Annotated in this window: 12 protein-coding genes; 5 read left to right on the top strand and 7 right to left on the bottom strand. The window is 59.5% G+C overall.

All coding sequences use genetic code 11. The features are described from left to right. Positions 1 to 265 precede the first annotated feature (265 nt). The gene (locus K5E40_RS18280) at positions 266 to 661 is read right to left on the bottom strand and encodes a YbaN family protein (protein WP_221732041.1); all 396 of its coding nucleotides are present in this window, start codon (positions 659 to 661) and stop codon (positions 266 to 268) included. A 10-nt stretch (positions 662 to 671) separates the two neighbouring features. Then, the gene (locus K5E40_RS18275) at positions 672 to 1,259 is read right to left on the bottom strand and encodes a YecA family protein (protein WP_221732040.1); all 588 of its coding nucleotides are present in this window, start codon (positions 1,257 to 1,259) and stop codon (positions 672 to 674) included. 265 nt (positions 1,260 to 1,524) lie between these two features. On the opposite strand from K5E40_RS18275, the gene recQ reads away from it, so the two are divergent. The 3 genes from recQ (at position 1,525) to K5E40_RS18260 (ending at position 6,117) form a co-directional block, all read left to right on the top strand. Further along, on the top strand, positions 1,525 to 3,654 hold the full coding sequence (gene recQ, locus K5E40_RS18270) for a DNA helicase RecQ (protein WP_221732039.1): 2,130 nt from the start codon (positions 1,525 to 1,527) through the stop codon (positions 3,652 to 3,654). A gap of 134 nt (positions 3,655 to 3,788) precedes the next feature. Next, a complete protein-coding gene (locus K5E40_RS18265; protein WP_221732038.1) occupies positions 3,789 to 4,223 on the top strand; it encodes a MarR family transcriptional regulator in 435 nt (144 codons plus the stop codon). 127 nt (positions 4,224 to 4,350) lie between these two features. Beyond that, positions 4,351 to 6,117, top strand: a complete 1,767-nt coding sequence (locus tag K5E40_RS18260; protein WP_221732037.1) for a FimV/HubP family polar landmark protein — start codon at positions 4,351 to 4,353, stop codon at positions 6,115 to 6,117. 146 nt (positions 6,118 to 6,263) lie between these two features. Here K5E40_RS18260 and K5E40_RS18255 read toward each other — a convergent pair whose 3' ends face one another. Next, a complete protein-coding gene (locus K5E40_RS18255) occupies positions 6,264 to 8,465 on the bottom strand; it encodes a patatin-like phospholipase family protein (protein WP_221732036.1) in 2,202 nt (733 codons plus the stop codon). 70 nt (positions 8,466 to 8,535) lie between these two features. Here K5E40_RS18255 and K5E40_RS18250 point away from each other — a divergent pair, with 70 nt between their 5' ends. Further along, on the top strand, positions 8,536 to 8,823 hold the full coding sequence (locus tag K5E40_RS18250; RefSeq protein WP_093442622.1) for a SelT/SelW/SelH family protein: 288 nt from the start codon (positions 8,536 to 8,538) through the stop codon (positions 8,821 to 8,823). Here K5E40_RS18250 and K5E40_RS18245 read toward each other — a convergent pair. Both K5E40_RS18245 and K5E40_RS18240 read right to left on the bottom strand, forming a co-directional pair. Further along, on the bottom strand, positions 8,817 to 9,710 hold the full coding sequence (locus K5E40_RS18245) for a DMT family transporter (protein WP_221732035.1): 894 nt from the start codon (positions 9,708 to 9,710) through the stop codon (positions 8,817 to 8,819). The two genes, K5E40_RS18250 and K5E40_RS18245, sit on opposite strands and share 7 nt — an antisense overlap. Before the next feature lie 72 nt (positions 9,711 to 9,782). Then, entirely contained in the window at positions 9,783 to 10,547 is a 765-nt protein-coding gene (locus K5E40_RS18240; RefSeq protein WP_221732034.1) for an AraC family transcriptional regulator, read from the bottom strand. Positions 10,548 to 10,679: 132 nt separating this feature from the next. Between K5E40_RS18240 and K5E40_RS18235 the strand changes: the two genes are divergently transcribed. Then, positions 10,680 to 11,495, top strand: coding sequence for a UDP-2,3-diacylglucosamine diphosphatase (locus K5E40_RS18235; RefSeq protein ID WP_047600027.1), 816 nt, complete (start codon positions 10,680 to 10,682; stop codon positions 11,493 to 11,495). Positions 11,496 to 11,614: 119 nt separating this feature from the next. Here the strand turns inward: K5E40_RS18235 and K5E40_RS18230 are convergent, their stop codons facing one another. Together K5E40_RS18230 and K5E40_RS18225 are read right to left on the bottom strand one after the other, a co-directional pair. Next, entirely contained in the window at positions 11,615 to 12,205 is a 591-nt protein-coding gene (locus K5E40_RS18230; protein WP_221732033.1) for an HD domain-containing protein, read from the bottom strand. Positions 12,206 to 12,229: 24 nt separating this feature from the next. After that, complete coding sequence (locus K5E40_RS18225) at positions 12,230 to 12,541, bottom strand: DUF962 domain-containing protein (protein ID WP_221732032.1); 312 nt, start codon at positions 12,539 to 12,541, stop codon at positions 12,230 to 12,232. Positions 12,542 to 12,669 lie beyond the last annotated feature (128 nt).

The raw sequence follows: 12,669 nt of genomic DNA, 5'->3' as shown, positions 1-12,669 counted from the left end.
GGAAATTGTCCTGCGCGGCGGCCAGGTTGATGCCATACACGTCCGGATTCTCGGATATCGGGCCGGTGCGACCGGGGATGTCGAGTTCCTTGAGGATCAACGTCTGGTTGTCATCGGGCTGGTCATTGGCGGACATGGGGGGCGACTCCGGTCGAGAAGGGGACTGGAGAGATTGAACGCCGATTGCGGGAAGGGCGCACCTGTCAGATCTAACAGGTGCGCAGTGCTTTTCGACGAACGGCAAGGCTGGGAAGGCGTTTTCGATTCAGTTTTTTGGCAGCGTCTTCTGCCGCCAGATATAAACCGTCACCAACACGGCACTGGTCAGCATGAACCCACGCGCCAACACCAACGGCACCAGATAGCAGGAAAACAGAATGCTCGCCCACATCAGCCCGATTGCGTAGACCTTGCCTTTGAGCGGAATGCCGTTGCCATCGAGATAGTCACGTATCCATGGGCCAAGGCGCGGGTGTTCTACCAGCCAACGATAGAAACGCGGAGAGCTGCGGGCGAAACACGCCGCCGCGAGCAGGAGAAAAGGGGTGGTAGGCAGGACAGGCAGGAAAATCCCGATCACCCCCAATGCCACGCTGAGCCAGCCGATGGCCAGCAAGATGTAGCGCAACATCAGGGGGCGGTTGCCTATGGGGTTGTCCATAGGCCGGATCTTAGTGGTGACGTGGCTTGAGGATCGCCGGTTTTTCGTCGGGTGCCTGGCACAGCAGGTACAGCGCAGTCAGGGCTTCCGGGATCTGCACGATCATGTCGTCCATCAGGTTGGCGTCCTTGGCGATGTCTTCGAACTCTGGCTGTTCGTCGAACAGGCCCGAACCGACCATGATCGGCAGGAGCATTTCGCTGACTTCTTCTTCGGCGGTTTCGAACCAGGCCGCTTCACGCATGAACACGCCTTCCATGAAACCGATGCACCAGCCGCGCAGTTCGGAATCGTCCGGCTCTTCGCCCAGATCCAGTTCGCAGGGCAGTTCGAACTCTTCGTCGGACGCCAGTTGACGGGCGATGTGCGCCTTGAGGCCGATCAGGGTGGCTTCGATTTCTTCGCGCTGGGCGTCGCTGCTGTAATGCGGCTCTTCGGCGAACAGGGCGTCGATCCATTCACGCTCCGACACTTCTTCGGAGCAGATCGACAGCGCGGTCAGGTAACCGTGGGCGGCCACGTAATCCAGCGCCTCGTCGTGCAGCTCGTCGGCGTCGAGGAAGACTTGCAGGCGGGTCAGTTGCTCAGCGAAGGACATTACGTTGCTACCTTGGGGAATCAATAATGCGGGAATTCTAGGCCTTCTTGCGCGCTCAAGCCAGCCGCAAGGCAGATTTGCCCTAATTGGCGGAGTCTTATCAGCGGCGCCCTGTGCGAGGGAGTGCTCGGGTATACTGCCGCGTTTTGCGATCCCTGTCCGTATTGCGGCCGTCATGCAACGAGCCCTTACGTTTTGTTTAAGCAGCCCTGGCTGTCTTGAACCAGCCTGCGCAGGGATGTTTCGGTAGATTTTTGGAGTTTTTATGCTCGAACAGGCTCAACGCGTCCTCAAGGACATCTTCGGCTACGACAGTTTCCGTGGCCGTCAGGGTGCAATCATTGAGCGCGTGGCCAGCGGCGGTGATGCGCTGGTGCTGATGCCTACCGGTGGCGGCAAGTCCTTGTGCTTCCAGGTGCCCGCGCTGTTGCGCGATGGCCTGGCGGTGGTGGTCTCGCCGCTGATCGCCTTGATGGACGATCAGGTCGCCACCCTTGACGAACTGGGTGTGGCCGCCGCTGCGCTGAACTCCACCTTGAACGCCGAGCAGCAGCGTGATCTGGCGGCGCGTATCAAGCGCGGCGAAGTGAAGATGTTGTACCTGGCGCCCGAGCGTCTGGTGCAGCCGCGCATGTTGTCGTTCTTGCAAGGCTTGAATATTGCCCTGTTCGCCATCGACGAAGCCCACTGTGTATCGCAATGGGGCCACGACTTTCGCCCGGAATACCTGCAACTGGGCCAACTGGCGCAAATGTTTCCCGATGTGCCGCGCATCGCGCTGACCGCCACCGCCGACAAACGCACCCGCGAAGAAATCGTCACTCGCCTGCATTTGCAGAACGCCGAGCGCTTTCTGTCGAGCTTCGACCGACCGAACATCTTTTACCGCATCGTGCCCAAGGAGCAGCCGCGCAAGCAGTTGCTGGCGTTCCTGGCCGAGCGGCGCAGCGACGCCGGCATTGTCTATTGCCTGTCGCGCAAGAAGGTCGAGGAGGTCGCGGCATTTTTGAGCGAGCAGGGCTTCCCGGCGCTGCCGTATCACGCCGGCCTGCCCAACGAACTGCGTGCGTTCAATCAGAAGCGCTTCCTCAATGAGGAGGGGTTGATCATGGTCGCCACCGTGGCGTTCGGCATGGGCATCGACAAGCCCAACGTACGTTTCGTTGCCCACCTCGATCTGCCGAAATCCCTTGAGGCTTACTACCAGGAAACCGGTCGCGGCGGTCGTGACGGCCTGCCAGCGGATGCGTGGATGGCCTACGGTCTGCAAGACGTGGTAATGCTCAAGCAGATGCTGCAAAACTCCGAAGGCGATGAGCGCCACAAGCGTCTTGAGCAGCACAAGCTCGACGCGATGCTCTCGCTTTGCGAAGAAACCCGCTGCCGGCGTCAAACCCTGCTGGCGTATTTCGATGAAGACATGCCGCAGCCTTGCGGTCATTGCGACAACTGTGTCGACGGTGTGCAGACCTGGGATGCCACTGAGCCTGCGCGTCAGGCGTTGTCGGCAATTTTTCGCACTGGCCAGCGTTATGGCGTGGGTCATCTGGTCGATGTGTTGCTGGGCAAGGACAACGAAAAAATCCGTAGCTTCGGCCATCAGCATCTGTCGGTCTACGGCGTCGGCAAGGCGCTGAGCGAAAGTGAATGGCGCTCGTTGTTCCGGCAATTGGTGGCGCGTGGTCTGGCCGATGTCGACCACGAAGGCTATGGCGGTCTGCGTCTGAACGACAGTTGCCGACCGCTGCTCAAGGGCGAAGTCACCCTGGAGCTGCGCCGCGACCTGAAACCGCAAGTCACCGCCAAAACCGTCAGCAAGAGCCCGGCCAGCCAACTGGTGCGCGGCGAAGAGCGCGAGCAGTGGGAAGCCCTGCGCGCCCTGCGGCGCAAACTGGCCGAAGAGCATGGTGTGCCGCCGTACGTCATTTTTCCCGACTCGACACTGTTGGAAATGCTGCGCAGCCAACCCACTTCGCTGGCGGAAATGGCCCGGGTCAGTGGTGTCGGTGCACGCAAACTGGAACGTTACGGCGAGGCCTTCCTCGAAGTGCTCGGCGGCGAGGTCGAGGCGCCGAAAGCGGTGGCCGACGTGCGCCACGAACTGATCACTCTGGCCCGCGCCGGCATGACGCCGATGCAGATTGCCGGTCAGTTGCAGTGCTCGGAAAAGAACGTGTACGCCATGCTGGCCGAGGCCATTGGCAAGCAACAGTTGTCGCTGGAGCAGGCGCTGGACTTGCCCGAAGATCTGATGGGCGAAGTGCAGGATGCGTTCCTTGACGGTGAGGGCGAGTTGCCGTCGGTCGCCGAGATCGCCGAGTTGTTTGCCGGTCGCGTACCGGAAGGCGTCCTTTACTGCGTGCGGGCTGCGCTGCAATCTGAGTTTGAAATGTAAGACGGCGATTACGCCAAGCGCCATACAGTTGTAACGATTCAGTTCAGAGCGCCACTTGCCTATAGCTGCAGCTCATGCTTAGCTGACTAATAATTAGTTTTTCTCTATTACTTCAGTCTAATCATGAGTGTTTTATGCCGTTAACCGATCAACACCGCTTTGGCATGCAACTGGCCCAGATGTCTCGTGGCTGGCGTGCCGAACTGGACCGCCGGCTGGCGGGCCTCGGTCTGTCTCAGGCGCGCTGGCTGGTGCTGCTGCATCTGGCGCGCTTCGACGATGCCCCGACCCAGCGTGAGCTGGCGCAAAGCGTGGGCGTCGAAGGGCCGACCCTCGCACGCTTGCTCGATAGTCTGGAAAGCCAGGGGCTGGTGCAACGCCAGTCCGTGATGGAAGACCGCCGAGCGAAAAAAATTGTCCTCTGCGCACCGGCCCTGCCGTTGATCGAACAAATCGAAACCATTGCCACCCAACTGCGTCACGAATTGTTCGAAGGCGTCGACGAGGCGGATTTGAAGGTGTGCATGCGCGTGCACGGTCATATTCTGGCCAACCTGGAAAAGTCTTGAGGCATAACCTCGTGCCGTTTTTTTGAGAGATCGCGCTGAGCAGACTATAAGAACTACTGGGCAATATCGTGTTCGTACCGGATGTGCGAACGCATAGAAGTCGGTTTTGCTTATTTAAGGGATGCTCATGCTCGCAAGTTGGCACATGGTACTGCGCGTTTGCGCTAAAGGGCTTTTGGTCGCAGGCGTGTTCGGCTATTCGACCTGGTCGCTGGCCTTGGGGCTGGGTGATATCACCGTTCATTCAGCCCTCAATCAGCCGCTCAAGGCGGATATCGCCTTGGTTGATGTCGGCGGTCTGACCCAAAGCGATCTTTCAGTGAGTCTGGCCTCGGCAGACGAATTCGGTCGCGCTGGGGTTGAGCGGGTGTTCTTTCTCAACAACCTCAAGTTCACGCCGATCCTGCATGGCAACCGCCAGATGATCCGTGTGACCTCCAGCAAACCCGTCAACGAGCCGTTTCTGGATTTTCTGGTACAGCTCAATCAGCCCAATGGCCGCTTGCTGCGCGAGTACACGGTGCTGATCGATCCGCCGGGCTCGCCCGGTATTGTCCCGGCCACTGATGAGCCGGATCCGCGCGCGCAATCCTCTGCATTTCCCACTGTCGAACCGGTCACCGCACCGACGCAGGCAGCCCAGGGCAAGCGCGAAAGTGCGCCTGTGCCAGCAACGGCAACGGCGCCGGTCAACGATGCACTGGCCGAGCAACTGGCGGCGAGCGTGCTGCAGAACCAGCAGTCGCAAAAGACCATCGACGAATTGAACGCCAGACTGCAAACACAAGATGTGCAAATTGCCGAAGGCAAGAAGCAGATCAGTGATCTGCAAACCCGCATGGCCGAGCTGCAAAAGGCCCCGCCAGCACCTGTCGTGTCCCCGGCTCCGGTTGCTGCACCGGTCGAGTCCACAGATGACGGTTTGAACTGGCCATTGCTGGGAGGGCTGCTGCTATTGCTGGGGGCATTGGCTGTGTTGTTCATCCTGCGTCGAAGACAGCAACAGGGACAGGGCGATGTGGCGCTGCCGCTGGTGCCTCTGGCGCCGTTGAGCAATGAGTTTGTTCAGGACGCACCCGCAAACACTGAACCTTTCAGGGCTCATGTCTCTGCCGAGCATCGTAATGAGCCAGCTGCGGATAATGTGCTGGAGGCGGTGGGCATTTACCTGGCCTATGGCCGACTCGGCGAAGCAGTTGGACTGTTGCGCGACGCTTTGCACAAGGAGCCGGATCGCATCGATCTCAGTTTGCAATTGCTGGAAGTGCTGGGGCAGCAGGGCGATAGTGCCGCGTACGAGCAGCACGAAAGCAATTTGCGCGAGCTAGGCCTTGACGCTCGACAATTGCAGGATGTCCGTGCCCGCTATCCGGCGCTGGAGAGCCCTGCGCCGGTCTCTGCAGCCGCCCCGTTGGTTGCCAGCGCCGCGCCCGAACCAGCAGTGCTGGAGGATGATTTCCAATTGAATCTGGATCAGTTGTCGATGGATTCCAGTTGGGATCTCGAGGACACCCGTTCGGTGCCGCCGCCATCCACCAGCAAATCTGCATTCGGCTCCAGCCTGCAAGTGTTGCCGCAGGATTTCGAGTTGCCAGAGACTGAAACCGCCGAGGAAGCGGAGCTTGAGTGGATCCCCGAGTCGGACGCGCAGCCGCTGGACGATGACTTTCTCGATGAGTTTGGCGATCCAGAGCCGTCACCGGCACTGGAACCACTGGATTTGCACATGTCGGAGCCCGTCGAGGCAGCCAGTGCCGGGAAACTCGAACAGGCGCAGACCTGCATCGATGACGGTGACATTGACAGTGCGATCGCGTTGCTCAGCGAGTTGCTCAAGGACGGGGATGAACCGTTGAAACAAACGGCCCGGACGTTGTTGGCGGGGATTCGTTGATCTGAGACCAAGTGTGTTGATGGGGTGATTGTTTTGACGCCTTCGCGAGCAAGCCCGCTTTCCACATTGGGCTCGTGTTCACAAAACCAGTGTGGGAGCGGCTTGTTCGCGAAGTCGGCCCTTCAGGCGCCATCAATCTTTGAGAATCAGAACGTCTGCCCCAGATTCAAATACACCGCCTGCTCATTCGCATCATTCAATCCATAACTGAAATTCAACGGTCCCAGCGGCGTATCGAAACCGATGAACACGCTTGCCGCATTGATGTAGCCACTGTCGAATTCGTTGTCGTTGTTCCATGCCCGTCCGCGTTCAAGCGAAGCCCCGGCATACAGCGGGAAGTCCAGCGGCAGATACGAGCGCGGTGTCAGCCGGCGGTAATACACCGCCCGCATCAGACTGACGTTCTGCCCGGAAATCGAGTCCTCGCGGAACCCCGACAATTGCCGCGCCCCACCGAGCAGGAAGCTCGACGTCACGACGTTGGTGTCGTCGAGGGTGCGGCCATAGCGACCTCCCAGAATCAGCGTATCCGGCCCGCGGCTCATGGCTTTGTCGAGTTTGAATTCCCACTGCCGGTAACGCGTATCCGAGCCCAGGCTCGGTTCGAATTGCAGCAGCGTCAGGCTGACGTCCTTGCCCTCATGGGGGTAGTAAACGTTGTCCAGCGAATCATAGGAATACTTGAGCGAATAGAAGCCCTCGTTGAAACTTTCACTCGGCAGGTCCTGATCGCCAATGCGCACGTCGGCCTTGCCCCAGGCCTCGCCGACGCCGAAACGCACTTCACCGTTGTTGCCAATCTGTCGACCGACGTTCAGGGCCATACCGTAGCGCTCGACGCGGTACTGGGCGATCGGATCATTGTCGAGCACCGCATCGACGTTCTGTGCTTCGAACACCACCGAGGGGGCGATGAAGTAGCGCGAGCCGACGTCCAGTGGCTGATAGAACTCGCTGTACAGTTCCTGTTTATCGCCGAACTGCGCGCGGGTCAGCCATTCGGCGCCGAGGCGGTTGATACCGTTGATGCGATAACTGGCACCGAGGTTGAAGGCGCTGTCGCCGCGCATGTCGTCCGACAGGTTCAGGCCGACCCTGAGGTAATCGGTGCCGCTGCGTTTGCCACGGGCGCTGATCACCAAGGTGTGATCCTGGCCCTTGTGTACCACGCGGTATTGCACTTGCTCGAAGTAGTCGAGGCCGTACAAGGTGCCCATGTCCGAATGCAATCGCCCCAGATCCAGAGGCTCGCCGATGTGTTGGCGGATGTAGTAGCGGATCACATCGTCGTCGACTTTCGAGTTGTTCTCGACTTTGATCGCGGTGATGATCGGCGTGCGTTGACCCGGCGAGCGTGCGGCGTTGAGTTCGGCGTCCTGCGGTTCGTTGGGTTTGAGCACGGCAAGGCGCGCGTCGAGAATTCTGGTCGCGCGGTAGCCAGCGTCGATCATCTCTTGGGCTTTGCCGAAATCAGTGACGCCAAACGCAGCCAACGCAGGCTGGATCAGCACATCTGAAGGTTTAAGCACTGCCAGTTGCTCTTCCGAGTTGCGTCGGGTCATCAGGGTGATCGACTGGTTGAGTACGTCGACCACGGTGTTCAGTTGCTTGCGGTTGCGCAGCGGCGTACCGATGTCGACCACGATCGCCACGTCGACCCCCATTTCCCGTGCCACATCGAGCGGGATATTGTCAGTCATGCCGCCGTCCACCAGCAGACGACCATCCAGTTCGACCGGTGCGAACACGGCCGGGATCGACATGCTGGCGCGGATCACCTGAGGCAGGTGACCTTTGCGGAACACTACTTTTTCACCATTGGCGATGTCGGTGGCCACGGCGCGGAACGGGATCGGCAGTTTGTCGAAGTCGCGGGTATCGCTGGTGTGGGCCAACAGGCTTTCCAGCAGCAGCGACAGATTCTGGCCCTGAATCACGCCCAAGGGCAGACCGAGGCTGCCGTCGTCGCGGAAACTGAGTTTCTGTTTCACCAGAAAATCTCGGTCATCCTGTTTTCGCCGGAACGGCACATCTTCCCGGGGTGGCGCATCGGAGAGTGCCTGCTGCCAGTCGATCTGCAGCGCGAGTTTTTCCAGCTCATCAATCTTGTAGCCAGAGGCGTATAGCCCGCCGACCACCGCGCCCATGCTGGTGCCGGCAATCGCATCGATCTTGATGCCTTGCTCTTCAAGTGCCTTGAGCACGCCGATATGCGCGAGACCGCGAGCGGCGCCGCCGGACAGCACCAGGCCGACTTTTGGCCGTGGTGACTCACTGGCATGGACGCTGGCGAGGACGAACAGGGGCAGGAAACCAAGCAGCAGGCAGAACAGCAGACGGCGCATTGTGAGTCTCTGGGCAAGCAATAAAGCCGTCTATTATAGCGGCGCCCTCGTCTCAGGAGTTTCAACGAACATGACTGTCGCAAAAGCAGAAGTTGTCATCACCTATTGCACCCAATGCCAATGGCTTCTGCGCGCCGCGTGGCTGGCGCAAGAGTTGCTCAGCACCTTCGGCGATGATCTGGGCAAAGTGTCATTGGTGCCTGGCACCGGCGGGGTGTTTCACATCACTTGCGACGGCGTGCAGATCTGGGAGCGCAAGGCGGACGGCGGTTTCCCCGAAGCCAAGGTGCTGAAGCAACGGGTTCGCGATCAGATTGATCCTGACCGCGACCTCGGCCACAACGACCGTACTCAGTGAGAGGCAGCCTCGGCGGCCACGGTTTTTTTGTCGGCATGGCCGGACATGCGAGCAGACACCACGATAGCCACGATGATCAGCGCGCCGCCGATGAGCATGCGTAGCGTCGGGTTTTCATTGAACAGCAGCCAGGCCATGGTGATGCCGTAAACCGGTTCCATCGCAAATACCACAGCCGCCGTGCGCGCCTTGATCACCGCCAGACTGGCGACGAACAGGCTGTGGGCGACACCGGTGCAGAACACCCCGAGCAGGGCGATCCATAGCCAGTCCAGCGCGCTGACTTCGCTCAGTTGCGGTGCCGCGACCGGCAGCAAACACAGTGCCACCACCACGTTCTGACACAGCGCCGCTTGCACCGCCGGGATACGCCCGGAGCTGGCCCGGTTGGTCAGCGACAGCAGGGAAAACAACAGCCCCGATAAGACCGCCCAAAGCAAACCGGTGGTTGCACCGCTCGCCAGATCGAACGCTGGGGTCACGAGCACCAAACCAATGCTGACCAGCACCACTAACACTATTTCATTGGCGCGGATGCGTTCGCGGAAGATCAGTCCCTCAAGAATCACCGTAAATGCCGGAAAACTCGCGAAGCCCAACGTGGCGATCGCAACGCCGGCGACTTTTACGGCGATGAAAAAACTCACCCAGTGCCCGGCCAGCAACACGCCGCTAAGAGCGAGACGGCGCCAGTCGACGGCTTGAAGTTTCTGCCAGCCACTCTGGCTGGCGAAGCGGGCGAAAAACGCCAAGGCGAGCACGGCGAAAGCAGCACGTCCGAAGACGATAACGGCGGGCGATGCGGCGGCGAGCTTGCCGAACACGCCGGTCAGGCCGAACATCAAAGCACCAATATGCAGAGCGCCGAGGGCGGTACGCGGAGTCATTGCAATCCTTGATCCAAACACAAATTCATTGACCTATTGAACCGTGTCTCGGCCAACAAGTCTGTCGGCAAACTAGCGTCTTTTGTTGTAGGAGTCGCGCCGCAGTTGGCCGGGAGATGAGCCGAACTCTCGCAGGACGACGGCCGAGAAAGCACTCTGCGAGCTGTAGCCGACGCGACTGGCGATTTCGCCGATGGGCAGTCCCGTGTCACGCAGCATCTGCACTGCCAGGTGCAGTCGACGACTGCGGATGTAATCCATCGGCGTCTGCCCGCATTCGGCCATGAAGCGTGCATGCAGGCGTGCGCTGGACAACCCGGCGACCCGCGCCAGATCGGCGACTTGAAGTGGGTAGGCGGCGTATTGCTCGATGTGTCTGTCGAGCGCCGCATAAGGCAGGCGGCGGGCTCTGAGTTCGGCGGGTTGCGCGTGATTCAGGCTGGCCAGCAGCAACACCGCGCCTTGCTGAGCGATCAGTGGATCGCTGACCGGACTGCTGGCCAGCCAACTGACCAGTTGGCTCTGCCCCGAATCCAGCGATAATCGCGCAGTCTGGTCGAGCAAACGGCGACTGGCGTCGGCATGTTCCCCTAGCGAATCGGTCAGCCATTGCCCGTCAGGAATGTCCATCACCAGACAACGACTGCCGCCCGGACTGTCGCAGGCGTGATGGGCACCAGACGGGACCACCACAAAACTTTGCTGACGCACTTGGCTGCCGCAGCCCTCGACCTCGAAATCCAGCGCGCCGGACAACCCGAAGACCAATTGAGCGTGGTCGTGGCTGTGGACGATCAGGTCGCGGGTGTACTGACGCAGGGTGAGGATCGGACGCATGGCAGGTCTCCGGGCAGGGCGTCAGTCTACACCGTCGCATTCGGGGTGCGCTGTCACAGGACTGACTCGCGCCTGTCATGGTCGATTAACCGGACGGGCGCACTCTGGCGAAAACATCGCAGAGGGTTGCCCATGACCAGCGCCGAGCTCGCCAAACCCAGCCGTAAACAACGGGTACGAACCCTGTGGATTTCCGACGTGCATCTAGGCACGCGCGATTGCCAGGCCGAGCACTTGTCGCAATTTCTCAAGGGCTACCATGCCGACAAGATTTACCTGGTCGGCGACATCATCGACGGCTGGAAACTGCGCGGCGGCATGTACTGGCCACAGGCGCACACCAACGTGATCCGCCGCCTGCTGACCATGAGCAAACGCGGCACGGAAGTGATCTACGTCACCGGTAACCACGATGAGTTCTTGCGCCGCTATTCGAAGCTGATTCTGGGCAACATTCAGTTGGTCGATGAGGCGGTGCATGTCACGGCCGATGGTCGGCATTTGCTGGTGATTCACGGTGACCAGTTCGATGTGATTACCCGTTACCACCGCTGGCTGGCCTTTCTCGGCGACTCTGCCTACGAATTCACCCTGACGCTCAATCGCTGGCTCAATCACTGGCGCGCCCGGTATGGCTACGGTTACTGGTCGCTATCGGCGTATCTGAAACACAAGGTGAAGACGGCGGTGAGTTTCATCAGTGACTTTGAAGAAGCGATCGCCCATGAATGTGTCAAACGCGAGTTGCATGGCGTGGTCTGTGGGCACATTCACCATGCCGAGATCCGTAAGGTGGGGGAGGTGGATTACCTCAATTGCGGCGATTGGGTGGAGTCGTGCACGGCGCTGATCGAGCACTGGGATGGCACGATCGAGTTGTATCGATTGGCGGATGCGCAGGCGCGAGAGGCCCAGCTCAAGGCTGCAAAAGTTGCCGAATTGGCCTGAACGACAGAGAACCACCTGGGAGCGAGCTTGCTCGCGAAGGCAACACATCAGGCAACGTAGAGTCGTCTGACACTGCGCATTCGCCAGCCAGCTCGCTCCCACACTGGTTTGTGGTGTTCTCAGGCTGGGGCGTGTTCTTGCATCGCGGCCTTGTAAATCGAGTGCTTCGGCTCGGCGAACAATCGCTCCATCATCGGTTCGAAGAAGCTGAGCGGCAGGGTTTCATAGGCTGGGTCAAATGCCGCCGCATCGTACTTGGCGCAGAATTCGGCGGTTGCCTGAAACTGCGGATGCTCCTTGAACTGCTCGCGCAAGTGTCGATCCATGCCCAAGTGATGAAAGAAGTAGTACCCCTGAAACACCCCGTGCTTCTCGACCATCCACAGGTTTTCGGCACTGACGAACGGCTTGAGGATCGCTGCCGCAATGTCCGGATGGTTGTAAGAGCCGAGGGTGTCACCGATGTCATGTAACAACGCGCACACCACGTATTCCTCGTCACGTCCGTCACGAAAAGCGCGGGTCGCGGTTTGCAGCGAGTGCGTCAGGCGATCCACCGGAAAACCGCCGAAGTCACCTTCGAGCAATTTCAGGTGCGTCATGATCCGTGACGGCAACTGTCTGGTGTAGGCACTGAAATCTGCAGCGATGACCGCCCAGTCTTCCTGCGTGCCGTCCTTCATATGGGTGAAGCGCGCGTTGTTGTTCATCGGCCATCCTCACTGTTTCTTTTTTCAGAACGCCACGCGCCCCAGAATCATGTCGCGGTACATGACAAAGTCGCCAAGCAAGCTGTAGAACGGATGTTGAAACGTCGCCGGGCGGTTCTTTTCGAAGAAGAAATGCCCGGCCCAGGCAAAGCTGTATCCGGCCAGCGGCAGGGCCAGCAACAGTAGCCATGCACCTTTGGCGATGGTCAGCGCGAGAATAAAAATCACCAGTGTCGTGCCGATGAAATGCAGGCGACGACAGGTGCTGTTGTTGTGTTCGCTGAGGTAGTACGGATAGAACTCGGCGAAACTGTTGAAATGTTTGATGTTTTCCACGACCGCGATCTCTGTGTTTATTGTTCTGGCGACGAGTTGTTCTGCGGGAAGCCTATTTGAGTCTAGAGTGATCATGGAGGTGGGCCAGTGACAATCGGCGCCACTTTAGTATCCTTCGCAAATAGGGC

Origin of the sequence: Pseudomonas baetica (genome assembly GCF_019733355.1) — a bacterium.
Taxonomy (GTDB): Bacteria; Pseudomonadota; Gammaproteobacteria; order Pseudomonadales; family Pseudomonadaceae; genus Aquipseudomonas; species Aquipseudomonas baetica_A.
The sequence above is the reverse complement of the archived record's forward strand: the minus strand, read 5'-3'. Positions and strand labels throughout refer to the sequence as shown.